At 66.6% G+C, this 25566-nt stretch carries 30 protein-coding genes and 2 riboswitches; of the genes, 19 read left to right on the forward strand and 11 right to left on the reverse strand.

Annotated features, from left to right (window positions below):
* The first annotated feature begins 33 nt into the window (after positions 1–33).
* Positions 34–253: riboswitch (cobalamin riboswitch) on the forward strand.
* Positions 254–354: 101 nt separating this feature from the next.
* The 4 genes from CTR55_RS12740 to cobM all read left to right on the forward strand — a co-directional run bounded on the left by CTR55_RS12740 (position 355) and on the right by cobM (position 2581).
* Complete coding sequence (locus CTR55_RS12740; RefSeq protein ID WP_296286684.1) at positions 355–540, forward strand: CbtB-domain containing protein; 186 nt, start codon at positions 355–357, stop codon at positions 538–540.
* Positions 541–633: 93 nt separating this feature from the next.
* Positions 634–1344 (forward strand): CbtA family protein, encoded by a 711-nt coding sequence (locus tag CTR55_RS12745; RefSeq protein ID WP_296286686.1) that lies wholly within the window; start codon positions 634–636, stop codon positions 1342–1344.
* A 77-nt stretch (positions 1345–1421) separates the two neighbouring features.
* Positions 1422–1838, forward strand: coding sequence for a cobalamin biosynthesis protein (locus CTR55_RS12750; RefSeq protein WP_296286688.1), 417 nt, complete (start codon positions 1422–1424; stop codon positions 1836–1838).
* Positions 1835–2581: a precorrin-4 C(11)-methyltransferase gene (gene cobM / locus CTR55_RS12755; protein ID WP_296286690.1), complete on the forward strand. Its 747-nt coding sequence runs from the start codon at positions 1835–1837 to the stop codon at positions 2579–2581. Before CTR55_RS12750 ends, cobM begins: the two co-directional genes overlap by 4 nt.
* A gap of 378 nt (positions 2582–2959) precedes the next feature.
* Here cobM and mapR read toward each other — a convergent pair whose 3' ends face one another.
* Positions 2960–4369 (reverse strand): GntR family transcriptional regulator MpaR, encoded by a 1410-nt coding sequence (gene mapR / locus CTR55_RS12760; RefSeq protein WP_296287120.1) that lies wholly within the window; start codon positions 4367–4369, stop codon positions 2960–2962.
* A gap of 86 nt (positions 4370–4455) precedes the next feature.
* The gene (ccoG, locus tag CTR55_RS12765) at positions 4456–5865 is read right to left on the reverse strand and encodes a cytochrome c oxidase accessory protein CcoG (protein ID WP_296286692.1); all 1410 of its coding nucleotides are present in this window, start codon (positions 5863–5865) and stop codon (positions 4456–4458) included.
* A 345-nt stretch (positions 5866–6210) separates the two neighbouring features.
* Here ccoG and CTR55_RS12770 point away from each other — a divergent pair, with 345 nt between their 5' ends.
* The 4 genes from CTR55_RS12770 (at position 6211) to CTR55_RS12785 (ending at position 10427) form a co-directional block, all read left to right on the forward strand.
* Positions 6211–7887 carry a nitrite/sulfite reductase gene (locus tag CTR55_RS12770; protein ID WP_296286693.1) on the forward strand — a complete coding sequence of 559 codons (1677 nt, stop codon included), beginning with the start codon at positions 6211–6213 and terminating at the stop codon, positions 7885–7887.
* Positions 7884–8462, forward strand: coding sequence for a DUF934 domain-containing protein (locus CTR55_RS12775; RefSeq protein ID WP_296286694.1), 579 nt, complete (start codon positions 7884–7886; stop codon positions 8460–8462). The genes CTR55_RS12770 and CTR55_RS12775 overlap by 4 nt, the downstream gene beginning before the upstream one ends.
* Positions 8463–8602: 140 nt before the next feature.
* A complete protein-coding gene (locus CTR55_RS12780) occupies positions 8603–9487 on the forward strand; it encodes a sugar nucleotide-binding protein (protein ID WP_296286695.1) in 885 nt (294 codons plus the stop codon).
* Positions 9480–10427, forward strand: a complete 948-nt coding sequence (locus tag CTR55_RS12785) for an NAD-dependent epimerase/dehydratase family protein (RefSeq protein ID WP_296286697.1) — start codon at positions 9480–9482, stop codon at positions 10425–10427. Before CTR55_RS12780 ends, CTR55_RS12785 begins: the two co-directional genes overlap by 8 nt.
* Here CTR55_RS12785 and CTR55_RS12790 read toward each other — a convergent pair.
* The 6 genes from CTR55_RS12790 to CTR55_RS12815 form a co-directional block, all read right to left on the reverse strand.
* Positions 10408–10764, reverse strand: coding sequence for a SirB2 family protein (locus tag CTR55_RS12790; RefSeq protein WP_296286699.1), 357 nt, complete (start codon positions 10762–10764; stop codon positions 10408–10410). The genes CTR55_RS12785 and CTR55_RS12790 overlap by 20 nt on opposite strands.
* A 57-nt stretch (positions 10765–10821) precedes the next feature.
* Positions 10822–11541, reverse strand: coding sequence for an OmpW family outer membrane protein (locus CTR55_RS12795; RefSeq protein ID WP_296286700.1), 720 nt, complete (start codon positions 11539–11541; stop codon positions 10822–10824).
* A gap of 137 nt (positions 11542–11678) precedes the next feature.
* Complete coding sequence (locus CTR55_RS12800; RefSeq protein ID WP_296286701.1) at positions 11679–12197, reverse strand: DUF3299 domain-containing protein; 519 nt, start codon at positions 12195–12197, stop codon at positions 11679–11681.
* Between the two features lie 54 nt (positions 12198–12251).
* On the reverse strand, positions 12252–13517 hold the full coding sequence (locus CTR55_RS12805; protein WP_296286702.1) for an ABC transporter permease: 1266 nt from the start codon (positions 13515–13517) through the stop codon (positions 12252–12254).
* A 2-nt stretch (positions 13518–13519) separates the two neighbouring features.
* Positions 13520–14227, reverse strand: coding sequence for an ABC transporter ATP-binding protein (locus tag CTR55_RS12810; RefSeq protein WP_296286703.1), 708 nt, complete (start codon positions 14225–14227; stop codon positions 13520–13522).
* A gap of 9 nt (positions 14228–14236) precedes the next feature.
* Positions 14237–14812, reverse strand: a complete 576-nt coding sequence (locus tag CTR55_RS12815; protein ID WP_296286704.1) for a DUF2796 domain-containing protein — start codon at positions 14810–14812, stop codon at positions 14237–14239.
* 128 nt (positions 14813–14940) lie between these two features.
* On the opposite strand from CTR55_RS12815, the gene CTR55_RS12820 reads away from it, so the two are divergent.
* The gene (locus CTR55_RS12820; protein WP_296286705.1) at positions 14941–15303 is read left to right on the forward strand and encodes a hypothetical protein; all 363 of its coding nucleotides are present in this window, start codon (positions 14941–14943) and stop codon (positions 15301–15303) included.
* 131 nt (positions 15304–15434) lie between these two features.
* Here the strand turns inward: CTR55_RS12820 and trxA are convergent, their stop codons facing one another.
* The 3 genes from trxA to CTR55_RS12835 form a co-directional block, all read right to left on the reverse strand.
* Positions 15435–16304 carry a thioredoxin gene (gene trxA, locus CTR55_RS12825; RefSeq protein ID WP_296286706.1) on the reverse strand — a complete coding sequence of 290 codons (870 nt, stop codon included), beginning with the start codon at positions 16302–16304 and terminating at the stop codon, positions 15435–15437.
* Between the two features lie 209 nt (positions 16305–16513).
* Positions 16514–17170 (reverse strand): 50S ribosomal protein L11 methyltransferase, encoded by a 657-nt coding sequence (locus CTR55_RS12830; protein WP_296286707.1) that lies wholly within the window; start codon positions 17168–17170, stop codon positions 16514–16516.
* Positions 17167–17634 carry a YbaY family lipoprotein gene (locus tag CTR55_RS12835; RefSeq protein WP_296286708.1) on the reverse strand — a complete coding sequence of 156 codons (468 nt, stop codon included), beginning with the start codon at positions 17632–17634 and terminating at the stop codon, positions 17167–17169. Before CTR55_RS12835 ends, CTR55_RS12830 begins: the two co-directional genes overlap by 4 nt.
* 128 nt (positions 17635–17762) lie before the next feature.
* Here CTR55_RS12835 and nrdR point away from each other — a divergent pair, with 128 nt between their 5' ends.
* The 10 genes from nrdR (at position 17763) to CTR55_RS12885 (ending at position 25492) form a co-directional block, all read left to right on the forward strand.
* Entirely contained in the window at positions 17763–18227 is a 465-nt protein-coding gene (nrdR, locus tag CTR55_RS12840) for a transcriptional regulator NrdR (RefSeq protein ID WP_296286709.1), read from the forward strand.
* Positions 18224–19324, forward strand: coding sequence for a bifunctional diaminohydroxyphosphoribosylaminopyrimidine deaminase/5-amino-6-(5-phosphoribosylamino)uracil reductase RibD (gene ribD / locus CTR55_RS12845; protein WP_296286710.1), 1101 nt, complete (start codon positions 18224–18226; stop codon positions 19322–19324). The genes nrdR and ribD overlap by 4 nt, the downstream gene beginning before the upstream one ends.
* Positions 19325–19446: 122 nt before the next feature.
* Positions 19447–19609: riboswitch (FMN riboswitch) on the forward strand.
* 139 nt (positions 19610–19748) lie between these two features.
* Positions 19749–20417, forward strand: a complete 669-nt coding sequence (locus CTR55_RS12850) for a riboflavin synthase (protein ID WP_296286711.1) — start codon at positions 19749–19751, stop codon at positions 20415–20417.
* A 16-nt stretch (positions 20418–20433) separates the two neighbouring features.
* Complete coding sequence (ribBA, locus tag CTR55_RS12855) at positions 20434–21531, forward strand: bifunctional 3,4-dihydroxy-2-butanone-4-phosphate synthase/GTP cyclohydrolase II (RefSeq protein WP_296286712.1); 1098 nt, start codon at positions 20434–20436, stop codon at positions 21529–21531.
* A 97-nt stretch (positions 21532–21628) separates the two neighbouring features.
* Positions 21629–22105: a 6,7-dimethyl-8-ribityllumazine synthase gene (ribE, locus tag CTR55_RS12860; protein ID WP_015475395.1), complete on the forward strand. Its 477-nt coding sequence runs from the start codon at positions 21629–21631 to the stop codon at positions 22103–22105.
* A gap of 68 nt (positions 22106–22173) precedes the next feature.
* A complete protein-coding gene (nusB, locus tag CTR55_RS12865; RefSeq protein ID WP_296287121.1) occupies positions 22174–22596 on the forward strand; it encodes a transcription antitermination factor NusB in 423 nt (140 codons plus the stop codon).
* Positions 22597–22599: 3 nt separating this feature from the next.
* Entirely contained in the window at positions 22600–23559 is a 960-nt protein-coding gene (gene thiL, locus CTR55_RS12870) for a thiamine-phosphate kinase (RefSeq protein ID WP_296286713.1), read from the forward strand.
* A gap of 2 nt (positions 23560–23561) precedes the next feature.
* On the forward strand, positions 23562–24077 hold the full coding sequence (locus CTR55_RS12875) for a phosphatidylglycerophosphatase A (RefSeq protein ID WP_296286714.1): 516 nt from the start codon (positions 23562–23564) through the stop codon (positions 24075–24077).
* 9 nt (positions 24078–24086) lie between these two features.
* Positions 24087–24842, forward strand: a complete 756-nt coding sequence (locus tag CTR55_RS12880; RefSeq protein ID WP_296286715.1) for a transporter substrate-binding domain-containing protein — start codon at positions 24087–24089, stop codon at positions 24840–24842.
* Between the two features lie 5 nt (positions 24843–24847).
* Positions 24848–25492, forward strand: coding sequence for a TIGR02281 family clan AA aspartic protease (locus tag CTR55_RS12885; RefSeq protein WP_296286716.1), 645 nt, complete (start codon positions 24848–24850; stop codon positions 25490–25492).
* The last annotated feature ends 74 nt before the right edge of the window (positions 25493–25566 follow it).

Genomic DNA, 25566 nt, shown 5'->3' on the forward strand with positions numbered 1-25566 from the left:
CGGGGATCGGTTGACGCTGGGGGGCTGCCGTGGTCAGCTAGCGCGGTTTCAGGTGTCTCGCGCCCCGCGCGCGAGGTGAAACGGGAAGCCGGTGCGTCCGCAAGGACCAGTCCGGCGCTGCCCCCGCAACGGTAAGCGCATCGAGGGTCGTCAGTAGCCACTGTGCCAAGGCATGGGAAGGCTGACCCATCCAGCGAAAGGTTTTTCGCTGGCGTCGCAAGCCCGGAGACCGGCCTGGAATTCTTCGTTTTGGCAAACCCGCGGTGGGCGGGCGCAGGCCGTGGCGCAGCCATTTGCTGCGTTCGAATGCGTTCAACCTCTGCGTTCTCACTCTAGATTTCAGAGGGAACGTTCATGTCCAGCAGCACCCTGACGCACGCGTCGAGCTCTTCCATCCCCCTTTCCAAGCGCATCGCCCTGGCCGTCGGCGCCAGCCTGCTCGGTGCGCTGCTGGTGTATTTCGCCGGTTTCTCGCATCTGGAAGCGGTGCACAACGCCGCCCACGATACCCGCCATAGCGCCGGTTTCCCCTGCCACTAACGCAAGCCGCCTGCGCGTAAGCGCAGCGGATTCGAGGCACTCGCGATCGCTGGCTCGCCGCGTTCGGGGCCTCGTCTCGTCCGGAGAACTGCAATGATCAAACGTATCGCCCAGACCGCCGGTTTCGCCGGTCTGATTGCCGCGCTGGTGCTGACCGTGGTCCAGCTGCTGTGGGTATCCCCGCTGATCCTCAAGGCGGAAACCTATGAGAAATCCGAGCCGGCCGTCGCGCTAGTCGAAGAGCACTCCCACGAGCACGCCGACGGCGCTGCTGCGGGCCACCACCATGACGCGCAAGCCTGGGAGCCCGAAGATGGCTGGCAGCGCATCCTCTCCACCACTGGCGGCAACCTGGTGGTCGCGGTGGGCTTTGCCCTGATGCTGGCCGGCCTGTTCACCCTGCGCGAGCCGGGCCGGACCTCCGAAGGCCTGCTCTGGGGCCTGGCCGGTTTCGCTGTGTTCACCCTTGCGCCGTCCCTCGGCTTGCCGCCGGAAGTCCCTGGCACCGCTGCCGCCGACCTGAGCCTGCGGCAGACCTGGTGGATCGGTACCGCCGCGTCTACCGCCGCTGGCCTCGCGCTGCTCGCGTTCGGCCGTCACTGGGCGCTGCGCATCGTCGGCCTCGCCCTGCTGGTGGTGCCGCACGTGATCGGCGCGCCGCAGCCGGAAGTGCATTCCAGCCTGGCGCCGGAAAGCCTGGCCCACGAGTTCATCCTCGCTTCGCTGATCACCAACGCGGTGTTCTGGGTGGCGCTCGGCCTGGTCGCGGCCTGGCTGTTCCGCCGCTTCGCGCCAGCGGCCTGACCCACGCGCTATGCTCGACCCCGCAGCCGGCAAGGCCGTCTGCGGGGTTTTTATTTTGATCTTCAAGGAGAGCGACCATGACGCTGGTTGCCGGCCTCGGTTGCCGCCGGGGCTGCCCGCTCGACGAACTGCGCGCGTTATTGCGAGAGACTTTGGCCGAAGCGGGGTTCGACGAGTCGAACCTCACCGCGCTGGCCAGCGCCACGCTGAAGGCCGACGAAGAAGGGCTTACCGCGCTGGCCGCCGCGCTTGATCTGCCGCTGGCGCTGTTCACCCCGCAGCAGCTCGTGGCCTGCGAGAAGCGCCTGGGCGAGCCTTCCGAAATCGTGCGCGCGGCCACCGGCAGCGCCAGCGTGGCCGAAGCCGCGGCGTTGCTGCAGGCCGAGGCGCAAGGTGGTGCGCCGGCACGCCTGTTGGTGGGCAAGCGCCGCAGCGCTCAGGCCACCTGCGCGCTCGCTTTCATCCCCGTCGAATCCGCACAGGAGCAGCCATGACGGTCTACTTCATCGGCGCCGGCCCCGGCGATCCCGAGCTCATCACGGTCAAGGGCCAGCGGCTGATCCGCACTTGCCCGGTGATCCTCTACGCCGGCTCGCTGGTGCCGCCAGCGGTGCTGGAAGGGCACAGCGCCGAACGCGTGGTGAATACCGCCGAACTGCACCTGGACGAGATCGTTGCGCTGCTGGCGCAGGCCCATGCCCAGGGCAAGGACGTGGCGCGGGTGCACTCCGGCGATCCGTCCCTGTACGGCGCCATCGGCGAGCAGATCCGCCACCTGCGCGAACGGGGCATCGCTTACGAGATCGTCCCCGGCGTCACTGCGACTTCCGCCTGCGCGGCGATCCTGGGCTGCGAGCTGACCCTGCCGGACATCTCCCAGACCTTGATCCTCACGCGCTACGCGAGCAGGACGCGCATGCCCGAAGGCGAATCGCTGGCGGAGCTGGCGCAGCACCGTGCGACCCTGGCCATTCACCTGGGCGTCGGTCAGCTGGCGAATATCGTCGCCGAACTGCTGCCGCACTACGGCGCGGACTGCCCCATCGCAGTGATCCACCGCGCCAGCTGGCCGGACCAGGACCAGGTCACCGGCACCCTCGGCGACATCCTGCCCAAGGCGGAGGCCAAAGGTTTCCGCCGTACGGCGCTGATCCTGGTGGGCAAGGTGCTGGGGGCAGAGGGGTTTGCCGATTCTTCGTTGTACAGCGCGGGGCATGCGCACCTGTATCGGCCGTGAGGCGTGGCTTTTCTTGAGCCTACTGCGCGGCGCTACCTGCGTAGGAGCGGACTCCGTCCGCGATCGACTGGACGCCACACCGGCGTTCAAGGGAGCTCGGCCAACCCATCGCGGACGGAGTCCGCTCCTACGTTAGGCCCAGGCCAGGGTGTTCACGCCAGCCACTGATCCCCGCGCGGCAGCATCCCGCGCCGCAGGTACCAGCGCACCCACAGGTGCACGCCGAGCGCGGCGCTCACCGTTAACAGGATCATCAGGCCTTCCGCTTCCATGGCAGCTTCCCTCGTCCGGGTTTCCTGCCTGACAGGGTAGGCCTGCGACAAAGCGCCGCACAGATACAGATCGTTTCCGAATGTGCGGATCAGTCCTGCTGCCTCTCTACAGCGAGTGGATGATCCGTCCGAGGGTCTCCATCGCCTGTTCGCTGGTCGCCGTCCACGGATGGCCGTAGTTCAGCCGCAGGCAGTGACCGAAGCTCCGCGTGGCGGAGAAGATCGGCCCCGGTGCGAGGCTGATGCCCTGGGCGTGGGCGAGCTGGAACAGCTTGAGCGCGTCGATGTGCTCGGGCAGCTCCAGCCACAGGAAGTAGCCGCCGCTGGGACGGGTGACACGAGTGGCGGCGGGGAAGTGCCGGGCCACGGCGGCGAGCATCGCGTGCTGCTGGCTTTCCAGCGCATGGCGCAGCTTGCGCAGGTGGCGGTCGTAGCCGCCGTGCTGCAGGTAGTCGGCGATGGCGGCCTGGGCCGGCACCGAGGCCGACAGGCTGGTCATCAGCTTGAGCCGCTCGATCTGCTCGGCGTAGCGCCCACCGGCGACCCAGCCGACCCGGTAGCCCGGCGCCAGGCTCTTGGAGAAGGAGCTGCAGTGCATCACCAGCCCTTCACTGTCGAAGGCCTTCACCGGCTTGGGTGCCTGGGCGGCGAAGTACAGTTCGGCGTAGACGTCGTCCTCGATCAGCGGCACCTGGTGCTGGGCCAGCAGCGCGGCGAGGGCGCGCTTCTTGTCCTCGGCCATGCTCGCGCCCAGTGGGTTCTGGAAGTTGCTCATGAACCAGCAGGCCTTGATCGGCAGGCGCGCCAGGCTGTCGGCGAGCACGTCCAGATCGATGCCTTCACGCGGGTGCACGGGAATTTCCACCGCTTTCAGCTTCAGGCGTTCGAGCACCTGCAGGCTGGCGTAGAAGGCTGGTGCCTCGATGGCGACCAGGTCGCCCGGCTGAGTGACGACCTGCAGGCAGAGGTTCAGCGCTTCCAGCGCGCCGTTGGTGACCACCAGTTCTTCCACCGGCAGCGGCATGCCGCCGACCATGTAGCGCAGGGCGATCTGCCGGCGCAGCGCGTGGCTGCCGGGAGCGAGGTCGGCGACCACCGAGCGCGGATCCATGTCGCGCACGGCGTGGGCCATGGAGCGCGCCAGGCGCGGCAGGGGGAACAGCTCCGGCGCCGGGAAGGCCGAGCCGAAGGGCACGGTGTCCGGGTCCTTGATCGAACTGAGCACCGAGAACACCAGTTCGCTGACGTCCACCTCGGTGGTCTGCGCGTCATGGCGGGCGATTTCCGGCTCGGCCAGGGCGCGCTGCACATGCTCGCGGACGAAGTAGCCCGAGCGCGCGCGGGCAACGATCAGCCCGCGATCCTCCAGCAGGTAATAGGCCTGGAACACCGTGGATGCACTGACGCCGTAAGTGCGGCTGGCGTGCCGCACCGAAGGGACTTTCTGGCCGGGAGCGAGCACGCCGCTGCGGATCAGGCCGGCGATCTCGTCGGCGAATTTCTCGTAGCGCTTCATCTTGTCCTGCACGGCGGCCTGAGGGGCGGAAGAGTCCGCCCACTCTAGGCGCTGCGCCGACGTCACGCCAAGCTCCCTGGCCATGCTCAGCGCCTCGGCGAGACGAAGGTGCTGGCGGCGTCGATGGCCTCGTGGCCGTCACTGACCCTGAAGTGCAGCGGCACCGAACCTCCGGCGCTACTCTGCGCCTCACTGGCCACCGAGACGGCGAAGTCGCGGATCTCGCCCGGCTGCAGCATCAGCTCCGGCACGCCCTGCAGGCGGTAGCCGGCGCCATCGGCGAGGCTCAGCTGGTAATGCTGCGGCTGCTGGGTCTTGTTGATCAGCTTGAGGTTGTAGATGTTCTCGATCTCGCCGCCGGCGTTTTCGCGGAACAGGCCCCGGTCGCGGGCCACGTCGAGGTTGATCAGCGGCCGTGCTTCCAGCGCCCAGACGAAGGCGCCGATCATCACCAGCAGCACCGCCGCGTAGCCGATCAGGCGCGGGCGCAGCAGGTGGGTCTTGCCGCCTTCCAGCGCGCTTTCCGAGGTGTAGCGCACCAGGCCGCGGTCGTAGCCCATCTTGTCCATCACCGAGTCGCAGGCGTCGATGCAGGCGGCGCAGCCGATGCAGGCGATCTGCAGGCCGTCGCGGATGTCGATGCCGGTGGGGCAGACCTGCACGCACTGGAAGCAGTCGATGCAGTCACCCAGGCCCTGGGCCTTGGGATCGGCATCCTTCTTGCGCGCGCCACGGGATTCACCGCGCGCCGCGTCGTAGGAAATGATCAGGGTGTCCTTGTCGAACATCACGCTCTGGAAGCGCGAATACGGGCACATGTGGATGCACACCTGTTCGCGCAGCCAGCCGGCGTTGGCGTAGGTGGCGGCGGCGAAGAAGGCGACCCAGAAGGTGCTCTCCAGATCGAGCCTGAACGTGAACAAGTCCGCCACCAGCGGCCGCACCGGCGTGAAGTAGCCGATGAAGGTGATCGCCGTGACCAGGCTGATCAGCAGCCAGAGGCCGTGCTTGGCGCCTTTGCGCAGGACTTTCTCCGCGCTCACCGGGCCCTGGTCGCGCTTGATGCGCTGGTTGCGGTCGCCTTCGGTGACCTGCTCGGCCCACATGAAGACCCAGGTCCACACGCTCTGCGGGCAGGTGTAGCCGCACCAGACGCGGCCGGCGAACACCGTGATGAAGAACAGACCGAAGGCGGCAATGATCAGGATCGCCGAGAGCAGGATGAAATCCTGCGGCCAGAAGGTCGCGCCGAAGATGTAGAACTTGCGCTCGGGCAGGTCCCAGAGCACCGCCTGGCGGCCGTTCCAGGTCAACCAGAGCGTGCCGAAGAACAGCAGGAACAGCAGGCCGCCGCCCAGGCGCCGCAAGTCGCGGAAACGCCCGGCGAAGCGCTTGGTGTAGACCGTCGGGGTGACCGCCGAGAGTGGTTTGGGCGGCGGGGTGAAACGTTGCGGTGCGTCGATCTCGATGACCTTCGCGGGGATTCTTTCGCTCATTATCAAAGCCCATCAGGCAGAAGAGGCGCCGCGACTGTACGAATCGGTCTGCACTCGAAACAGATTCAGGTTCGCTGGAAAAAACCGTATCAGATGGCGAAAAAAGCTCCGCCCCGCGGCGCTGAAGGGTTGGCGCCTCATGCAATGAAGCGGCTGATCGGGCTCGTTGCGGCAACCGGTCGCAGGCCCGTCGGGGTGGGGGTAGGGCGCATCTGATCCGGTTTTTCCCGCGCGATCTGCCGCTGTTTTGCACAACAGACGCCGGCCATAGTTCGGTCAACCGCAAAGTAGTGAGCTCGACGACAGAAGCAGGCCACTACGCAACGTTCCGAAGGTGGCCTGGCGATGTACCGATACGACGATTACGACCGCGCCCTGGTGCGCGAGCGGGTGGCGCAGTTCCGTGACCAGGTGCAGCGGCGCCTGAGCGACGAGCTGAGCGAAGAGGAATTCCTGCCGCTGCGCCTGCAGAACGGCCTGTACCTGCAAAAGCACGCCTACATGCTGCGGGTGGCGATTCCCTACGGCACCCTGTCCAGCGAGCAGATGCGCACCCTGGCCTGGATTGCCCGCGAGCACGACCGCGGCTACGGCCACTTCACCACGCGGCAGAATATCCAGTTCAACTGGGTGGAGCTGGCGCGGGTGCCGGACATCCTCGAGCGTCTGGCGGATGTCGAAATGCATGCCATCCAGACCTCCGGCAACTGCGTGCGCAACATCACCACCGAAGCCTTCGCCGGCGTCGCCGCCGACGAGTTCCTCGACCCGCGCCCGCTGGCGGAAATCCTCCGCCAGTGGTCGACGGTGAACCCCGAATTCCTCTTCCTGCCGCGCAAGTTCAAGATCGCGATCTGCGCCGCCGAGGAAGACCGCGCGGCGGTGATGATGCACGACATCGGCCTTTATCTGCGCCGCGCCGAGGACGGCGAGTTGCGCCTGAGGGTGCTGGTCGGCGGCGGCCTGGGGCGCACGCCGATGCTCGGCCAGGTGATCCGCGATGATCTGCCGTGGCAGCACCTGCTGTCCTATGTCGAAGCCATTCTGCGCGTGTACAACCGCCACGGCCGGCGCGACAACAAGTACAAGGCGCGGATCAAGATCCTGGTGAAAGCGCTGGGTATCGAGGCGTTCTCCCGCGAAGTGGAGGAAGAGTGGCAGCACCTGCGTGATGGCGAAGCGCAGCTGACCCTCGACGAGTACCAGCGTGTGGCTGCCGCTTTCGAGCCGCCGAGCTACAGGGAAAATCAGGAGCCTTCCGATGAACTGGCTTATGGCTCTGCACTGACCGCCGACGCGGCCTTCGCTCGCTGGGTTTCGCGCAATGTGCGGCCGCACCGTGTGCCGGGCTACGCCAGCGTGGTGCTGTCCACCAAGCCGGGCGCCGAGGCGCCGCCGGGGGACGCGACGGCCGAGCAGATGGAGCAGGTGGCTGACTGGGCCGAGCGCTTCGGCTTCGGCGAAATCCGCGTCGCCCACGAGCAGAACCTGGTGCTGCCGGACGTACGCAAAGTCGATCTCTACGAACTCTGGCAGGAAGCCTGTGCGGCCGGCCTGGGCACGCCGAACCAGGGCCTGCTGACCGACATCATCGCCTGCCCCGGCGGCGATTTCTGCGCGCTGGCCAACGCCAAGTCGATCCCCATCGCCCAGGGCATCCAGCAGCGCTTCGAGGACCTCGACTACCTGCACGACCTGGGCGACCTCAGCCTGAATATCTCCGGCTGCATGAACGCCTGCGGCCATCACCACATCGGCAACATCGGCATTCTCGGTGTCGATAAGAACGGCAGCGAGTGGTACCAGATCACCCTCGGCGGCGCGCAGGGAACGAAGAGTGCGCTGGGCAAGGTGATCGGGCCGTCGTTCAGCGCCGCTGAGGTGCCGGACGTGATCGAGGCGCTTGTGCGCACCTATGTGGAGCAGCGCGGCGCCGGTGAGCGCTTCGTCGAAACGGTTGAGCGCATCGGCCTGGAGCCGTTCAAGGCGCGGGTCTACCGCCAGGCGGAGGTGCCGGCATGAAGAACCTGATTCGTTTGCAGGATGGCGTGGCGCAGCTGGCGCCGGACGATGCCTGGGAACTGCTGCGCGAAGTGCCGGAAGATTTACCTCGCTGCGATCTGATCCTGCCACTGGAAATATGGTTGAACGATGCTCCCTGTAGGAGCGAGGGGGACGCCATCGTTATTGCTCGCGAACAGAGTTCCCCGGCGGCTGCAGAGCTGGGCGGTTCGCGAGCAAGCTCGCTCCTACAGAAAAGCGGTGTGTGGCTCGGGCCGGACGATGACCCGCACCGCCTGGTGGGGCGATTCGACGAACTGCCTCTGATCGCCATCGACTTCCCCAGCTTCCGCGACGGTCGCGGCTACAGCCTGGCCTACCTGTTGCGCAGCCGCCTGGGCTGGCGCGGGGAGTTGCGCGCGGTGGGCGACGTGCTGCGGGACCAGTTGGCGCACATGCGCCAGTGCGGTTTCGACGCCTTCGCCGTGCGCGAGGACAAGTCTGTGGACGACGCGCTGAAGGGGTTGGCGGGGCTGAGCGTGCTCTACGGCCGCTCGGTGATCGAGCCGCGTCCGCTGTTCCGCCGTCGCTCCTAGAACGGCGTCGCCGCGCGCGACCTGAGGTGCAGCGGGTCGGCCAAGCTTGACGCTGTGCCGGGGCACAGGAAAAATGCGGGTATCATCCCCGGCGCCGCGCGTGCCGGCGGTAACCCACGGATTCGAGTGACCCCCAGAATATGCGCATGCGCCTGATGCTGTTGGGTGGCGGTAATGCCCTTGGACAGGCGCTGATCCGCCTTGGCGCCGAGGAAGACATCGGCTTCCTCGCCCCCCGGCCGCCCGAACAAGGCTGGGACGCTTCCAGCCTCACTGTCCTGCTGGATGAAACCCGCCCCGACGCGGTGATCAACCTCGCCTACTACTACGACTGGTTCCAGGCCGAGGCCGTCGACGCCGCCCGTCTGGCCAGCCAGGAACGCGCTGTCGAGCGCCTGGCCGAACTTTGCCAGCACCACGAGATCCGGCTGATCCAGCCGTCCAGCTACCGCGTGTTCGATGGCGCCCGCGCTACCGCCTACAGCGAGAAGGACGAACCGCTGCCGCTGGGCCCGCGGGGCCAGGCGCTGTGGCGTATGGAGCAGTGGGTCCGGGCGACCTGCCCGCGTCATGTGCTGCTGCGTTTCGGCTGGTTGCTGGACGACAGCGCCGACGGCGTGCTCGGCCGCTTCCTCGAGCGTGCCGAGAAGGAGCAGGTGCTGTTCCTCGCCGACGACCGGCGTGGCAACCCGACCCCGGTGGACGACGCCGCACGGGTGATTCTCTCGGTGCTCAAGCAACTCGATTGCCAGTCGCCGCTGTGGGGCACTTACCATTACGGCGGGCTGGAAGCGACGACCACCCTGTCCCTGGGCCAGGTGGTGCTCGGCGAGGCGCGCGCCTTCCATACCCTGGCCGTCCAGGAACCGAGCCCGCAGGCCCACGCCGCGCGCCCGGATGCCGGCGACGAACCGCAGCACGCGGTGCTCGCCTGCAAGAAAATCCTTCATACCTTCGGTATCAAGCCGCGCGCCTGGCGCGCCGGCCTGCCCGCTTTGCTGGATCGCTATTACCGCCATGTCTGACCGTCTTTCCCCCTCCGCGCAGCCCGTCCTCATTACCGGCGGCGCGGGGTTCATCGGTTCCCATCTGGCTGATGCACTGCTGGCGCAGGGCTTTGCCGTGCGCGTGCTGGACGACCTGTCCACCGGCAAGCGCGAGAACCTCGACAGTCGCGTCGAGCTGATCGTCGGTGATGTTGCCGATACAGCCACGCTGCGCGGTGCGCTAAGCGGTTGCCAGGGCGTCGTACACCTGGCGGCCATCGCCTCGGTACAGGCTTCGGTGGAGGACCCGGTGGGAACCCACCGCGCCAATTTCATCGGCACCCTGAACCTCTGCGAAGCCATGCGCGAGGAAGGCATCCAGCGGGTGCTGTTCGCTTCCAGTGCGGCGGTTTACGGGCAGAACGGCGAAGGCGCCGCCATCGACGAGAACACTGCCAAGGCGCCGTTGACGCCCTACGCCTCGGACAAGCTGGCCAGCGAGTACTACCTGGATTTCTACCGCCGCGAGCACGGCCTGGAGCCGGCGATCTTCCGCTTCTTCAACGTCTACGGGCCGCGCCAGGACCCGTCGTCGCCCTACTCGGGGGTGATCAGCATTTTCGCCCAGCGCGCCGAGCAGGGTCTGCCGATCACCGTGTTCGGCGACGGCGAGCAGACTCGCGACTTCATCTACGTCGGTGACTTGGTGAAGTTGCTGGTGAAGGCGTTGCTGGCGGACCAAGTGGCCGAGTCGGCGATCAACGTCGGACTCGACCAATCCACCAGCCTCAACCAGTTGCTGGCCGAGATTGGCAAGCTCGCCGGCGGGCTGCCGCCGATCACCTACCAGCCGGCGCGCCACGGCGACATCCGCCATTCCCGCGCGGACAATCGCCGCCTGCTGCAGCGCTACAGCCTGGACGCGGCCACGCCGTTGGCCGAGGGGCTCGCCCAGTTGATCACCACCAGGGCTTGTTGACTGCCAGGTAGAAAATGCCAGCCAGCGAGCTCAGCGCCAGGGCGCTGAGCGCCGCCTTGCGAGGCTTCGAGGCACTGCGCAGGGCGAAGGCCGCCAGCACGATGTAGAGCACCAGCAGGCCGAGCTTCACTTGCAGCCATACCGGCAGCGGCCAGGGCATCGCCAGGTGCACCAGGCCCAGGGCGCTGAGCAGCAACAGGGTGTCGATCAGATGGGGCAGCCCGCGCTGCCAGCCAGTGGGGCGCTTGCCCCACCAGCTCAGGCCCAGTCGCAGGAGAAAGAGCAGGGTGCTGAGGATGGCGAGGCTGACGTGCAGTGCTTTGAGTTCGAGGTACATACCGGTTTCCTGAAAGTGAAAAAGGCGCCCTTGGGCGCCTTTTTCAGGTGTGCTCCGTCAGAAACGGTAGCCGAAACCGACCATGTAAACCCAGGGGTCGACGTCAACATCCACTTTGGTCTTCTGCACGCCCAGTGCAGTCGGGCCGTCGACGCTGGCCTTGGTGTCGATATCCATGTACCAGACGGCGGCGTTGACGAAGGCGTGTTCGTTGAGCATGTAGTCCATGCCCAGCTCGGCGGCCAGGCCCCAGGAATCCTGCAACTTCAGGTTGCTGAAGCCTTGGTCCTTGCGGTTGCTGGCCAGGTCTTCGTCGAAGAAGGTGGTGTAGTTGATACCCAGGCCGCCGTACGGCTGGAAGGCAGAGTTGGTACCACCCATGGGGTAGTACTGCAGCAGCACGGTCGGCGGCAGTTGCTTGATGTCGGCCAGCTTGCCGTCCAGGCCGGTCAGGCCGGTGGCACGGTTCAGGCCCTTGACGTCGACCTGGTGCTTGAACGGGGTGGCGGCGACCAGTTCGATACCGATCTTGTCGGTGAGCAGGTAGGCGAAAGTCAGGCCCAGCTGGGTGTCGCTGTCCACGGTAGCCTTGGTGCCGCTGACTTTGGCGCCGTCGAGCTTGATGTCGGAACTGCTGTCATTGGGCGCCACGGTGGCGAAACCACCACGCACCAGGAAGTCGCCAGCCTGGTGACCGCGGATGTCGGCGGCCTGGGCTGCGACCGGCGCTGCGGCGGCAAGTGAGAGAAGCGAGGTGGTGAGCCAGGACTTACGCATGATGAGCTCCAATATCTCTTTGGTATAAGTGTTGGTGCCCAGAATAGTAGACAGCGCTAAAAGCGCTCTTTTGACCTGGCTCAATAAAGACCACAAGCTTTGTAGGATTCGAGGGTGCGGCAAAGCGCCGCGCGCGGTCACTGCCCGGTGTATTCGTAGGGTTCGATATCGCTGGCCTGCATCTGGTAGCCGGCCTCGGCGAGGTCGCTCTCCATCGCCTGCACGCTCATCCTGCCGATGATCCAGAACGGCTGGTAAAGCTCGTCGACTTTTACGCCCTTGCCGCCTCGAACATAGACGATCTGGTTGGACGGCGGCGCTGGCACGTGGATGCAGGCGCCGTAATAGGGCACCAACAGGAAGTCGCGCACGGTCTGGCCGTCTTCCTCCACTTCCAGCGGCACGATGTAGCCCGGCATCTTCACTTCCTGGCCGTCCAGCTGCTGTACCACGGGTGCGTTGGGCGTCTGCTGCTTCACCGCCGGTCCACTCTCCGAATTGAGTACATCGGAGAGCTTGGACAGGTCGTGCAGCGGCACCGGCGGCGGGGGCGGCGGTGCGCCCTCGGGGATCAGCTCGGGCCAGCTCAGCTCGCGCGGCGCCGCCCAGAGGGCGGCGCTGGTCAGCATCAGCAGCAGGAATAGCAGGCGGCGCATGGGGCTTTCTTTCACGGGGCTGGCTTGCATGGGACTGGCTCGCAGGGGACTGGCTCAGAGGCGGATCGACAAACCATCGGCCAGCGATTGCCGATAGGCACGCCAGGCCGGCACGCAGCCGATCAGCAGCGCGGCCAGGAGTATGCCGCCCAGCAGTGACCCTTCATAGGCGCTGGGCAGCGCCAGTGGCAGGAAGATGCCGTAGTTCGCCTGCACATAAGTCTGGCTGCCGGCGATTCCGGCGTAGAGCAGGCCGGTGCCCAGCACCACGCCGGCCAGCGCCAGGGCGAAGGCCTCGGCCACCAGGAGGCTGAAGATGTGCCAGGGTCTTGCGCCCACCGAGCGCAGGATGGCCATCTCGCGGCGGCGTTCGTTGAGGCTGGTGAGGATCGCCGTGAGCATGCCGATCAGGCCGGTCAGCACCACGAACAGCGAGACCACGAACAGCGCTTTCTCCGCCGTGCCCATCAGGCCCCAGAGCTCCTGCAGCGCCACGCCTGGGAGGATCGCCATCAGCGGCTCGCCATCGTATTCGTTGATCTGCCGTTGCAGGGTGAAGGTCGCCACCTTGCTCTTCAGGCCCAGCAGGAAAGCGGTGATCGCCCTGGGCTGCAGATCCATGCCGCGCGCCTGGTCCTCGCTTATGCGGTCGGCACCGCGTGCGGGGACGCCGTTTTTCCAGTCGACGTGCAGCGCCTCCATGCCCTGCAGCGAGATGTGCAGGGTGCGGTCCACCGGCGTGCCGGTGCGCTTGAGGATACCGACCACGGTGAAGGGTTTGTCGTCGTGCTGCACCAGGCTGATGGTGCTGACGCCGTGGGCGAGGACGACCTTGTCGCCGAGCTTGTAGTGCAGCGCCTGCGCGACTTCCGCGCCGAGCACTACGTCGAACAGGTCCTGGCCGAACGGCCGGCCCTCGGCCAGTTCCAGCGTCTGCCCGCGGCCGAAGCGATAGTGCTCGAAGTAGCCGTTGTCGGTACCCATGACGCGGTAGCCGCGGTGAGAGTCGCCCAGGGAAATCGGGATCGCCCACTTCACCAGCGGGCTGTGGGTGACGGTCTCGTAGCTTTCCCAGCGAATGTTGTTGGTGGCGTTGCCAATGCGGAACACCGAGTAGAGCAGCAGGTTCACCGAGCCCGAGCGCGCACCGACGATCAGGTCGGTGCCGGAAATGGTGTTGGCGAAGCTGGCCTTGGCTTCGGTGCGCACGCGCTCGACAGCCAGCAGCAGGCAGGCGGAGAGGGCGATGGCGAAGATCGTCAGCAGCGCGGTAAAACGGCGGTTGGACAGGCTGGCGAGCGCCAGGCGCAACAGGTACATGCTCAGATTCCCGGAGCGCGGGCGGCGCGGTTGAGGTCGGTCAGTGACAGGCTGCGGTCGAACAGCGGCGCCAGGCTCTGGTCATGGCTGACGAACAGCAGGCTGGCGCCGGCCTCGCGACATTCGGCGAACAGCAGTCGAAGGAAGGCCTCGCGGGCGTCGGCATCCAGCGCCGAGGTCGGCTCGTCGGCAATCACCAGCTCCGGCTGGCCGATCAGCGCGCGGGCGGCGGCGACCCGCTGCTGCTGGCCGATGGACAGGCTGTCGGCACGGCGTTCGATCAGCGTCGCATCGCCCAGGCCGAGGTGCGTGAGCAGCGCCTCGGCGGCCTGGGCCACGCTGCCATGGCGCAGGGCCGCGCGTTCGGCGCGGCTGTGGGAGAAATGACAGGGCAGCTCGACGTTCTCCCGCACCGAAAGGAACGGCAGCAGGTTGAACTGCTGGAAAATGTAGCCGGTGTGGTCGACGCGGAAATGATCACGGCGTGCCGACTTCATCTGCGCGATGTCCTCGCCGAGCAGCTTCACGCTGCCGCGCTGGGGGCGCTGCACGCCGCCGAGCAGGCCGAGCAGGGTGGTCTTGCCGCTGCCGGAGGGGCCCTTGAGGAACAGGGTTTCGCCATGGGCCAGCGCGAAGGCGGGGATATCCAGCAGTTCCGCCTGGCCGGGCCAGGCGAAACCGAGGTTGTCGAGTTCGAGCAGTGCGGTCATTTCAGCGATTCAGAATGTCAGGGATGGGTTGGCGACGGTCAATTCTGCACCTTGCTGGCCGCTCGGGCCGATCAGTTGTACCTGAATCTTCTGGGTCGCCGGGAATCGCTTGAACAGCGGCGCGAAATCAAGCGAGGCCAGCTCCTGTGGCTGGGCGCAGGTCAACTGGTAGTGGGCGTCGATGTCGGCGTGCTGGTGGCCTTCGTGTTCGTCGTGGTCGCCGTCGGCGTGCTCATGATCGTGGTCTTCCGCTTTGGGCGCATCGCCGAACAGCGGGCTGGAGAGCTCCACCGACTGCACGCTGCACTGGGCCGAGGCAGGCAAATTGAGCAGTTGCAGCGGCTGCTTGAGCTGGGCCTGCACGCGAGCGACGGTGGCCTTGTCGGCGTCGCTGCTGGCGGCATGCTCGAAGCCGACGAAGTTCATCGCCGGGCTGTCCATCTCCAGCTCCAGGGTCTTGCCGTCGAGGGCGACGTTGAGCTGGGCAACGCCATGCTCATGCTTGCCGAGGCTACCGTGTTCATGTTCGTCGTGGGCTTGGGCGGCCAGCGGCAGCAGGGCGACAGCGAGGAGCAGGGGGCGCATGGGAAACTCCAATCGGTGAATGATTTTGTTACGTTATAACAGATTAATTATTAACGCCAGCTTAGCGTTGGTTTGGCGCGACGGCCGCGCCGTGGGAGCATGCGCGAAAGGTTGCGAGGAGAAGGGCGATGCTGAGAATCAAGGGCACCATCGGCGACTGGCCGGTGGACCTCACCGTGGAGATGGATGACGCCGACTGGGCGCGGCTGGCGCAGAACCTGCCGGTTGCGGCCGTGACTCCTGCGGCTTCTGCGGCGCCGGCGCCGGCGCCGGCAGCGGGCGCACCGGTGGATCAGCTTTGGCTGGCGGCGCAGGACCTGCTGCGCCGCAGCGGCAGCAGCGAAGGGCCGCAACTGCTGGATGAGCTGGCGGCGCTGGCGGGGAGTTCAGGGGCGGCGAAGGGACTGCTGGTGCGCCTGCGGCACAGCCCGAAGGTGAAGATCGAGGTGCGCGAGGGGGTGCAGGTCTTCAACTGGGTCGAAGGGGAATAACGGCTTTTCCGTAGGAGCGAGCTTGCTCGCGAACAGCCCCGCTGCGGGGGTTGGTTCGCGAGCAATAACGATGGCGTCCCACTCGCTCCTACAAGGTCGATCCTGCCGCCGCAGGCGCGGCGGCGGAGCGATCAGTACAACACGTTCGCCAGCCTGCGGCGGTAGGCGAGCACCAGCGGATGGTCGTTGCCCAGCAGGTCGAACACCTGCACCAGCGTCTTGCGCGGCAGGTCCTCGCCGTAGCTGCGGTTGCGCACGAACAGCTTGAGCAGGGCGTCCAGCGCGGCTTCGTATTGCTGGCGAGCGAGTTGCTGCACCGCCAGTTGGTAGGTGGCCTCGTCGTCATTGGCGTCGGCGGCCAGGCGGGTCTTCAGCGTGGCGGCGTCGGGAAGGCCTTCGGCCTGGCGCAGGAAGGTCAGCTGAGCCTTGGCGGCGGCCAGTGCCTGCTTGTGATCGTCACCGGTTACCGCACCGAGCACGGTTTCGGCCTCACCCAGCTCGCCGCGCTCGGCGAGGCAGCGGGCGTAGAGGATCAGCGCGGCGGCGTTGCTGTTGTCCTCGCCCAGCAGTGCTTTGAGTTGTGCCTCGGCTTCGGCGAAGCGGCCTTCGTTGAAGGCGGTCTGCGCCAGCTCCAGCGGGTTGTCGGCGGCCGGGGCGGGGGGCTGTACGTGCTGTTCGAGCATCTGGCGGATCGCCGATTCGGGCTGCGCGCCGGCGAAGCCGTCCACCGGCTGGCCGTCCTTGAACAGCACCACGGTGGGCAGGCTGCGGATGCCGAAGCGCATCACGATGTCCTGCTCGACGTCGCAGTTGACCTTGGCCAGCAGCAGCTCGCCCTGGTACGACTCGGTGATCTGCGCCAGCAGCGGCATCAGCGCCTTGCACGGGGCGCACCAGTCGGCCCAGAAGTCCACCAGGACCGGTTTGTGGAAGGAGTTCTCGATGACGACCTGATCGAAGTTGGCGATGCTGGCGTCGAAGATGTAGGGCGTATCGCTCATGGGGAGTCTCGAATCGAGTGGGGCGATGAAGGTGGTTGCCACTATAAGTGGGGGCGCTCTGGAACGGAAACAACCCGGCCCGGCCAGGCTGTGGTGTGGCCGGAAAGCTATCGCGGACGGAGTCCGCTCCTACGTAACCGGTGAGCGCGGCGCAAGAACGAGCGTAGGAGCGGACTCCGTCCGCGATCGCCCCACCCAATGCGCCGATGTCACCCGCGGCGCGCGTGATACAGGCTGACGTGGCGGAATTCGGCCGGCTCGGCCAGGTCCGGCCAGGTGCAGCCGTCGAGAATCCCCAGGCGCTGGTACTGCGGATGGCTGAAGTCGCGCACCCGCGAGTCGGCCACCAGGGCCTCGCGGCCACGGCTCAGGAACTCGTCCAGCAGCGGCAGGTTGGCGCGGTCGTAGAGTACGTCGGCGACGATGATCAGGTCGTAGCGGTCTTCCTCCTGGAAGAAGTCCGCCGAGTAGCTCAGCTCCACACCGTTCAGTTCGGCGTTGGCACGGCAGGCGTCCAGTGCCAGCGGGTCGAGGTCGCAGGCCACCACCTCTGCGGCGCCGGCCTTGGCGGCGGCGATGGCGGCGATGCCGGAGCCCGCGCCAAAATCCAGCACGCGCTTGCCGCGCACCCACTCGGGCCTCTGGGCCAGCCAGTGCGCCAGCACCAGGCCGCTGGCCCAGCAGAAGCACCAGTAGGGCGGTTCTTCAAGGATGCGCCGGGTTTCGTCGGGGCTGAATTCGCGGTCCATGTTCTGCGCGTCGATCAGCCAGAGGCGGATGTCGGTGCCGGGCAAGGTTTCGGCGGACAGGCGCGCGTCGCCGAGCAGTTCACCGAGCGCTGTCTGCAGGGACAGTGGCGGCGTCACGGCGCGCGTTCCAGGCGTAGTTCGCCAAGGGCGCGGGTTTCCGGCTGGGTGATACGTACCGGCTGCAGGCGCCAGGCCAACTGGCCAGACTGCGAGACGCGGCCGTGCAGTTCGACGCGGGCGCCAGCCGGAAAGGCCTGCGGGTTGAACACCACGCGGAACGGCAGGGCCTGGCCGGTGGCGATCATCTTCTCGCTGGAGAGCAACTGCTGCGGGCGGTCGCGCTGGTCGATCACCAGCAGCGCCAGCTCCACTTCGCTACCGGCCGGCAGGAAGCCCTGGGAGCTGCTGAGCTGGCCAGTGAGGGCGCGCAGGTGCGCCGGCACGGGTTCGTCCAGCGCGGAAGTGGTTTTCTTCGAGACGGCAACCGGTTGGGCAACCGGCGCGGGTTTCTCGCTGGCGCAGGCGGCCAGCAGCACGGTGAGGGACAGGCAGAGCAGGCGGGCGAACATGGCGGGCTCCATCGCGGCAAATTCCAGGCGGGCGCCTATATAGCCTAATGCCTGCAGCTTGTCTGCGGGGAGCGGGGTTTATTCGGTCAGACGATGCGCTACCATGAGCCCCTTACCTTTCTGACTGCCCAAGACACGCCATGCACTGTCCTTTCTGCGGCGCCCACGACACCAAAGTCATCGATTCGCGCCTGGTCGCCGAGGGCGACCAGGTCCGCCGGCGCCGCGAGTGCCTGGCTTGCGGCGAGCGTTTCACCACCTTCGAGACCGCCGAACTGGTCATGCCGCGCCTGATCAAACAGGACGGCAGCCGCCAGCCCTTCGACGAGGACAAGCTGCGCGCCGGCATGCAGCGCGCGCTGGAAAAGCGCCCGGTGAGCATCGAGCGGCTGGAGGAGGCAATGGCGCACATCAAGCACAAGTTGCGCGCCACCGGCGAGCGCGAGCTGAAGTCGCGGGTGCTGGGTGAACTGGTGATGGCCGAGCTGCAGAAACTCGATGAAGTCGCCTACATCCGCTTCGCCTCGGTGTATCGGCGCTTCCAGGATCTCAACGAATTCCGCGAGGAAATCGAGCGCCTGGCCCGCGAGCCGGCGAAAGAATGAATGCCGTGGACGAGGTCTGGATGGCCCGTGCCATCGAGCTGGCGCGCAAGGGCTGGTACTCGACCCATCCCAATCCCCGCGTTGGCTGCGTCATCGTCCGCGACGGCGAGGTGGTCGGTGAAGGCTGGCACGTGCGCGCCGGCGAGCCCCACGCCGAAGTCCACGCCCTGCGCCAGGCCGGCGACAAGGCCCGTGGCGCCACCGCCTACGTCACCCTGGAACCCTGCAGCCACTTCGGCCGCACGCCGCCCTGCGCCGACGCACTGATCGGCGCCGGCCTCGCTCGCGTGGTCGCGGCGATGCAGGACCCGAACCCGCAGGTCGCCGGCAGCGGTATGCAGCGCATTGCCGACGCCGGCATCGAAGTGCGTTCCGGTGTGCTGGAAAACGAATCCCGCGCACTCAACGTCGGCTTTCTCAAACGCATGGAAACCGGCCTGCCGTTCGTCCGCGTGAAGCTGGCGATGAGCCTGGACGGTCGCACCGCCATGGCCAGCGGCGAAAGCCAGTGGATCACCGGCCCCGCTGCGCGCCGCGCCGTGCAACGTCTGCGCGCGCAATCCAGTGTGGTGCTCTCCGGCGCCGATACCGTGCTGACCGATGACGCGCGCCTGACCGTGCGTCCGGACGAGCTGGGCCTGGATACCGAACAGACCGAACTCGCCGCGCAGCGCCAGCCGCTGCGCGTGCTGATCGATGGCCGCCTGCGCGTACCGCTGACAGCCACTTTCTTCCAGGCTGGGCCGGCGCTGGTGGTGAGTACCTGCGACGACCCGAACTACGGTGTGGTCGGCCACGAGCTGTTGAACCTTGCCGGCCTCGACGGCCAGGTTGACCTGCTGGCGCTGCTGGCCGAACTCGGCCGCCGCGGCGTCAACGAGGTGCTGGTGGAAGCCGGCCCGCGTCTGGCCGGCGCGTTTGCCCGCCTCGGGCTGGTGGACGAGTACAGCATCTTCATGGCGCCCAAGCTGCTCGGCTCCGCCGCGCGCCCGCTGCTGGAACTGCCGCTGGAGCGCATGAGCGAATCCCGCGAGCTGAAGATCGTCGACATCCGCGCCGTGGGTGACGACTGGCTGGTCACCGCGCGCCCGCTGTAACGGCGCGCCGATTGCGGCAAAACCGGTCATGCCGGCGGGCCGGGAGGATCAATAGGAAGCTTCCGACTTGCTCCCGGCTGTGGTAAAACGCCACACGCGGTCGATGCTGTAACGACCGCGATTGACGTTCTCAGGGCGGGGTGCAAGTCCCCACCGGCGGTAATGACGCGCAATGCGTCTAGCCCGCGAGCGCCTGTCCAGACCGGTTCGCCGGATGGTCAGGGTCAGCAGACCCGGTGTGATTCCGGGGCCGACGGTCATAGTCCGGATGAAGAGAGAACGGGATGAGCCATTGGGGCGTGCCTGCGCGCACCCGAGAAATCCCTTCGATCGAGACGCCCTGTTTTTTAACCAAAACAGGAGTTCGCACCATGCATCATCTTTCCCCGTTGGCTTCGCCGGCCTTTGCCGTGCGGGAGGCCTCATGTTCACCGGCATAATCGAATCCATCGGCAGCATTGCCGCCATCACCCCGAAAGGCGGTGACGTGCGCCTGTACGTGAAGACCGGCAAGCTCGACCTCGCCGACGTCAAGCTCGGCGACAGCATCGCGGTCAACGGCATCTGCCTGACTGCGGTGGAACTGCCCGGCGACGGCTTCTGGGCCGACGTCAGCCGCGAGACCCTGGCGCGCACCGCCTTCGCACAACTCAAGATTGGCAGCCGGGTGAACCTGGAAAAAGCCCTGACCCCGACCACCCGCCTGGGCGGCCACCTGGTCAGCGGCCACGTCGACGGCGTCGGCGAGATCGTCAAGCGCGAGGAGAACGCCCGCGCCATCCAGTTCACCGTGCGCGCACCGCGCGAGCTGGCCAAGTACATCGCGCTCAAGGGCTCGATCACCGTGGACGGCACCAGCCTGACGGTGAACGCGGTCAACGGCGCCGAGTTCGAGCTGACCATCGTCCCGCACACCGTGCAGGAGACGATCATGGCCGACTACCGCGGTGGTCGCCTGGTCAACCTCGAAGTCGACCTGCTGGCGCGTTACCTGGAGCGCCTGCTGCTCGGCGACAAGGCGGCGGAACCCGCTGCTGGCGCGGGTGGCATCAGCGAAGCATTCCTGGCCGAAAACGGCTTCCTCAAACACTGAAAAGGCGCGTCCCCGTATGGCACTCAACAGCATTGAAGAACTGCTCGACGACATGCGTCAGGGCAAGATGGTCATCCTCATGGATGACGAGGACCGCGAGAACGAAGGCGACCTGATCATCGCCTCCGAGTGTGTCCGCACCGAAGACATCAACTTCATGGCGCGCTTCGCCCGCGGCCTGATCTGCATGCCGATGACCCGCGAGCGCTGCGAGCGCCTCGGCATCCCGCTGATGGTGCAGCGCAACGGTTCCGGCTTCGGCACCAAGTTCACCGTTTCCATCGAGGCCGCCGAAGGCGTCACCACCGGCATCTCCGCCGCTGACCGCGCCCGCACCGTGCAGGCTGCGGCCGCGAAGAACGCGGTCGCCGCCGACATCGTCAGCCCGGGCCACATCTTCCCGCTGATGTCGCAGCCCGGTGGCGTACTGGCTCGCGCCGGTCACACCGAAGCGGCCTGCGACCTGGCGCGCATGGCCGGTTTCGAGCCGTCCGGCGTGATCTGCGAGATCATGAACGACGACGGCACCATGGCCCGTCGTCCGGAACTGGAAGAGTTCGCCCAGCAACACGGCATCAAGATCGGCACTATCGCCGACCTGATCCACTACCGCCTGATCCACGAGCGCACCGTCGAGCGCCTCGCCGAGCAGCCGCTGGACACCGAACTGGGCCAGTTCAAGCTGATCACCTACCGCGATTCCGTGGAGGGCGACGTGCACCTGGCGCTGACCCTGGGCAACGTCTGCCCGGACGAGCCGACCCTGGTGCGCGTGCATAACCCCGACCCGCTGCGCGACCTGCTGATGGTCAACCAGGCTGGCCGCTGGAGCCTGCGTGCGGCCATGGCCAAGGTGGCCGAGGCCGGTACCGGTGTGGTCCTGTTGCTGGGCCACCAGGTCGGCGGCGATGACCTGCTGGCACACGTCCGCGAGATCACCAACACTGCCGCGCCGGTACAGAAACCGACCACCACCTACAGCACCGTGGGTGCCGGTTCGCAGATTCTGCGCGACCTGGGGGTGCGCAAGATGCGCCTGATGTCGGCACCGATGCGCTTCAACGCGATATCCGGTTTCGACCTGGAAGTTGTAGAATACCTGCCCGCTGAATGAACCTCGCCGCCGTGCCCTGGCACGGCGGTGCCGTTCTTCTACCCTATTTGCGGAGCGCCACAGTGACGCTCCGGCTCTTTAACAGTGAGACTTGTCCATGACCCTGAAGACCATCGAAGGTACCTTCATCGCCCCCAAAGGCCGCTTCGCCCTGGTGGTTGGCCGCTTCAACAGCTTCGTGGTGGAAAGCCTGGTGGAAGGCGCCATCGACGCGCTGGTGCGCCACGGCGTCGCCCAGAGCGACATCACCGTGATCCGCGCTCCGGGCGCCTTCGAAATCCCGCTGGTGGCGCAGAAAGTCGCCCAGCGTGGTGAGTTCGACGCCATCATCGCCCTCGGCGCGGTGATCCGTGGCGGCACCCCGCACTTCGAATACGTAGCGGGTGAGTGCACCAAGGGCCTGGCTCAGGTTTCCCTGCAGTTCGGCGTGCCGGTTGCCTTCGGCGTGCTGACGGTCGACTCCATCGAACAAGCCATCGAGCGCTCCGGCACCAAGGCCGGCAACAAAGGCGCTGAAGCTGCCCTGTCCGCCCTGGAAATGGTGAGCCTGCTGTCGCAGCTGGAGGCCAAGTGAGCACCCAGGACGGCAACAACACTCCGGACAACAAGCCCGCAAAGCCCGCCAAGCCGAACAAGATCGCCATGCGTCGCAAGGCCCGCAGCCTCGCGGTGCAGGCCCTGTATTCCTGGCAGATGGCGGGTCAGCCGCTCAACGAGATCGAGGCGACCTTCCGTACCGACAACGATTTCAGCGATGTCGACGGCGCCTACTTCCACGAGATCCTGCACGGCGTGCCGCGCCTGAAAAGCGACCTGGACCAGGAGTTCACTCCTTGCCTGGACCGCCCGCTGGAAGAGATCGACCCGGTGGAACTGGCGATCCTGCGCCTGTCCACCTACGAGATGCGCAACCGCCTGGACGTGCCGTACAAGGTCGTCATCAACGAAGGTATCGAGCTGGCCAAGACCTTCGGCGCCACCGACGGGCACAAGTTCGTCAACGGCGTGCTGGACAAGCTCGCTCCGCGCCTGCGCGCCGCCGAACTGCGTGGCGCCAAGCGCTGAGGCATGGGTGAGTTCGAGCTGATCCGTCGCTACTTCGCCTCGGCCGCCTGTGCGGCCGGCGGCGAGGCAGTGGTCCTGGGGATCGGCGATGACTGCGCGCTTCTTGCTTCCAAACCCGGCGAACAGCTGGCGATTTCCACCGATACCCTGGTCGTTGGCGTGCATTTCCCGGCCGTCTGCGATCCCTTCCTGCTTGGCCAGCGGGCCCTGGCGGTCTCTGCCAGCGACCTGGCGGCCATGGGCGCAGCGCCCATCGGTTTCACCCTCGCCCTGACCCTGCCCGAGGCCGACCCGGCCTGGCTGGAGGGTTTCGCCCGTGGTTTGAACCAGAAGGCGCAGGAATGCGCGCTGGCGCTGATCGGTGGCGATACCACCCGTGGCCCGCTGGCGATGACCGTCACTGTGTTCGGCGGCGTGCCTGCCGGGCAGGCGCTGACTCGCGGCGGTGCGCGACCGGGTGACCTGCTCTGCGTCGGCGGTCCGCTGGGCGAGGCCGGCGGGGCGTTGCCGCTGGTGTTGGGCGAAGTGACCGCCGAGCCGGCTGTCGCCGAGCCGCTGCTGGCGCGCTATTGGTCGCCGCAACCGCAGCTGGATTTCGGTCAGGCGCTGCGCGGCAAGGCCACGGCGGCGCTGGATATTTCCGACGGGCTGCTCGCCGACTGTGGGCACATCGCCCGCGCCTCGGGTGTGGCGCTTATCGTCGAAGCCGACAAACTACCCGCCAGTCCTGCGCTGGAAGCACTGCTGGGCGCCGAGCGCGCGCTGCAGCTCAAGCTGGGTGCCGGCGACGACTATGTGCTGGCCTTTACGCTGCCACCGCAGCACTTGCCGGCACTTGCGGCGAACTGGCCGGCCCTGCGCGTGGTCGGTAGGGTGGAAGCCGGTTCGGGCGTCCGCGTGCTCGATGGCGCCGGCGCCGACATCACGCCGCGTCAGGGCGGCTATCTGCATTTCATGGAGTGACCGTGACAGAACACCCCAACCAGGCCCCGGCCCAACCCGTGCCGCATTCGGTATGGCGCAATCCCTGGCATTTCCTGGCCTTCGGCTTCGGCTCGGGCACCCTGCCCAAGGCCCCGGGCACCTGGGGTTCGCTGGTTGCGCTACCCTTCATACCACTCTGGCAGATGCTGCCGGATTGGGGTTACTGGCTGATGCTGGGCATCACCATGCTGTTCGGCTTCTGGCTGTGCGGCAAGGTGGCCGATGATCTGCGCGTGCATGACCACGAGGGGATCGTCTGGGACGAGATGGTCGGCATGTGGATCACCCTCTGGCTGGTGCCCGAAGGCTGGTGGTGGCTGCTGGTCGGTTTCCTGGTGTTCCGTGTCATCGACATTGCCAAGCCCTGGCCGATCAGCTGGATTGACCGCAACGTCCACGGTGGCGTGGGCATCATGCTGGATGACGTGCTGGCCGGTGTATTCGCCTGGCTGGTGATGCAAGGCCTGACATGGGGTTGGGCCCACTGGCTGATCTGAGGAAGATCGATGCGCCGACTGCTGTGCCTGCTCCTCTGCCTGTGCTCCCTGTCGGCCTGGGCGTCTGAAAGGGCCGTCGGTACTCCAGGCGAGATCCGTGTCGTCAGCGAGGTCTGGGTCAATTACACGCAGGCCGACGGCCGAGGCCTGGCCTGGGACCTGCTGCGAGCGATCTACGAGCCGCAAGGCGTCCGCCTGAGTCTGCGCAGCGAGCCTTACGTGCGCTCGGTGGGCCTGGTGCAGCGCGGCGAGGCCGATGCATGGGTCGGCTCTTATCGCCATGAAATCGACAACATCATCTACCCGCACTGGCCTTATGACGTCGATCCGATCGGCGTGCTGGGCCTGAAGACATCGCCGCAACCGACATTGGCCACGCTGGACCGCTACCGCCTGGCGTGGATGCGCGGTTACGCCTTCGACCGCTATCTCGACCAGCTCAAGCAGCGCAATGAACTGCAGCGGCGCAGTTCGGCGCTGCCGATGCTCGACGGCCATCGCATCGACTATTTCATCGATGCCCGCCCGGAGCTGGAGGAGATGATCGCGGCCAGGGGCGTCGACGCCAGCGTCTACCGCATCACCGATGTCGGCTCGATTCCGCTGTATCTTGGCTTCGCCAACAATGAGCGTGGGCGGGCGCTGGCGAAACTCTATGATTCGCGCATGCAGGAGCTCTACCGCAGCGGCGAGCTGGAACGCCTCTTCGCCCGCTGGCACTGGCCCTACGCCCCGCTGAAACCGCTGCTGCCGCCCAAGGAGTGATCGTCATGCGCCTGTCTGCCCTGATCTGCCTGTCCCTCTGCTCCCTCGCTGCCATGGCGGCTCCTCAGGTGCGGGTGGTCGGTTTGTTCCCCGGCGCCGCAGTGCTCAGCATCGATGGCCAGCGCAAGCTGGTGAAGGTCGGCCAGACCGGCCCGGGAGGCGTCCAGGTGGTCAGCGCGGACAGCCACAAGGCCGTGCTGCGCGTGGACGGGGTCGAGCAGACCTATGAACTCTCCCGCGAATACAGCGGTGCCGGCTATGCCGCTCCTTCGGCTCGTACCGAAATGGGCATTGCCCGTGGCAACGGCGGCCATTACTGGGTGGCCGGCACCATCAACAACCAGAGCGCGCAGTTCCTGGTGGACACCGGCGCTACCTCGGTGGCGATGAACGAGGGCCAGGCCCGGCGCCTGGGCATCGATTACCGCGTTGGCGGTACGCCGATGATGGCGTCCACCGCCAGCGGCACCGCCAAGGGCTGGCGGGTCACCCTCAACAGCGTGAAGCTCGGCGGTGTCGAGGTGCTGGGAGTCGAGGCCGTGGTGCTCGAAGGTGAGTTCCCCACCGAGATCCTGCTCGGCATGAGCTACCTCAACCGCGTTGGCTGGCGCGAAGACCAGGGCATGATGTACATCCAGGCCAAGCACTGAGCTCGTGGCTTCTATCAAAAGCATCGATGCTTATCTTGCAGAATTCGCAATGACGGTGCGGCCGGCGCTGCTGT

Origin of the sequence: Pseudomonas sp. (assembly GCF_002796985.1) — a bacterium.
Taxonomy (GTDB): Bacteria; Pseudomonadota; Gammaproteobacteria; order Pseudomonadales; family Pseudomonadaceae; genus Pseudomonas.

Bases quoted from the DNA above. Each gene is read 5' to 3' on its own strand.
- cobM (WP_296286690.1), top strand. From the start codon at position 1,835: ATGACGGTCTACTTCATCGGCGCCGGCCCCGGCGATCCCGAGCTCATC.
- CTR55_RS12805 (WP_296286702.1), bottom strand. From the start codon at position 13,517: ATGTACCTGTTGCGCCTGGCGCTCGCCAGCCTGTCCAACCGCCGTTTT.
- CTR55_RS12880 (WP_296286715.1), top strand. From the start codon at position 24,087: ATGCGCCGACTGCTGTGCCTGCTCCTCTGCCTGTGCTCCCTGTCGGCC.
- ribBA (WP_296286712.1), top strand. From the start codon at position 20,434: ATGGCACTCAACAGCATTGAAGAACTGCTCGACGACATGCGTCAGGGC.
- CTR55_RS12740 (WP_296286684.1), top strand. From the start codon at position 355: ATGTCCAGCAGCACCCTGACGCACGCGTCGAGCTCTTCCATCCCCCTT.
- CTR55_RS12770 (WP_296286693.1), top strand. From the start codon at position 6,211: ATGTACCGATACGACGATTACGACCGCGCCCTGGTGCGCGAGCGGGTG.
- mapR (WP_296287120.1), bottom strand. From the start codon at position 4,369: ATGAAGCGCTACGAGAAATTCGCCGACGAGATCGCCGGCCTGATCCGC.
- CTR55_RS12850 (WP_296286711.1), top strand. From the start codon at position 19,749: ATGTTCACCGGCATAATCGAATCCATCGGCAGCATTGCCGCCATCACC.
- CTR55_RS12800 (WP_296286701.1), bottom strand. From the start codon at position 12,197: ATGCGCCGCCTGCTATTCCTGCTGCTGATGCTGACCAGCGCCGCCCTC.
- CTR55_RS12885 (WP_296286716.1), top strand. From the start codon at position 24,848: ATGCGCCTGTCTGCCCTGATCTGCCTGTCCCTCTGCTCCCTCGCTGCC.
- CTR55_RS12815 (WP_296286704.1), bottom strand. From the start codon at position 14,812: ATGCGCCCCCTGCTCCTCGCTGTCGCCCTGCTGCCGCTGGCCGCCCAA.
- CTR55_RS12795 (WP_296286700.1), bottom strand. From the start codon at position 11,541: ATGCGTAAGTCCTGGCTCACCACCTCGCTTCTCTCACTTGCCGCCGCA.
- CTR55_RS12780 (WP_296286695.1), top strand. From the start codon at position 8,603: ATGCGCATGCGCCTGATGCTGTTGGGTGGCGGTAATGCCCTTGGACAG.
- CTR55_RS12835 (WP_296286708.1), bottom strand. From the start codon at position 17,634: ATGGAGCCCGCCATGTTCGCCCGCCTGCTCTGCCTGTCCCTCACCGTG.
- CTR55_RS12810 (WP_296286703.1), bottom strand. From the start codon at position 14,227: ATGACCGCACTGCTCGAACTCGACAACCTCGGTTTCGCCTGGCCCGGC.
- thiL (WP_296286713.1), top strand. From the start codon at position 22,600: ATGGGTGAGTTCGAGCTGATCCGTCGCTACTTCGCCTCGGCCGCCTGT.
- CTR55_RS12820 (WP_296286705.1), top strand. From the start codon at position 14,941: ATGCTGAGAATCAAGGGCACCATCGGCGACTGGCCGGTGGACCTCACC.
- ribD (WP_296286710.1), top strand. From the start codon at position 18,224: ATGAATGCCGTGGACGAGGTCTGGATGGCCCGTGCCATCGAGCTGGCG.
- CTR55_RS12790 (WP_296286699.1), bottom strand. From the start codon at position 10,764: ATGTACCTCGAACTCAAAGCACTGCACGTCAGCCTCGCCATCCTCAGC.
- CTR55_RS12750 (WP_296286688.1), top strand. From the start codon at position 1,422: ATGACGCTGGTTGCCGGCCTCGGTTGCCGCCGGGGCTGCCCGCTCGAC.
- nusB (WP_296287121.1), top strand. From the start codon at position 22,174: ATGCGTCGCAAGGCCCGCAGCCTCGCGGTGCAGGCCCTGTATTCCTGG.
- CTR55_RS12745 (WP_296286686.1), top strand. From the start codon at position 634: ATGATCAAACGTATCGCCCAGACCGCCGGTTTCGCCGGTCTGATTGCC.
- CTR55_RS12775 (WP_296286694.1), top strand. From the start codon at position 7,884: ATGAAGAACCTGATTCGTTTGCAGGATGGCGTGGCGCAGCTGGCGCCG.
- trxA (WP_296286706.1), bottom strand. From the start codon at position 16,304: ATGAGCGATACGCCCTACATCTTCGACGCCAGCATCGCCAACTTCGAT.
- nrdR (WP_296286709.1), top strand. From the start codon at position 17,763: ATGCACTGTCCTTTCTGCGGCGCCCACGACACCAAAGTCATCGATTCG.
- ribE (WP_015475395.1), top strand. From the start codon at position 21,629: ATGACCCTGAAGACCATCGAAGGTACCTTCATCGCCCCCAAAGGCCGC.
- ccoG (WP_296286692.1), bottom strand. From the start codon at position 5,865: ATGAGCGAAAGAATCCCCGCGAAGGTCATCGAGATCGACGCACCGCAA.
- CTR55_RS12785 (WP_296286697.1), top strand. From the start codon at position 9,480: ATGTCTGACCGTCTTTCCCCCTCCGCGCAGCCCGTCCTCATTACCGGC.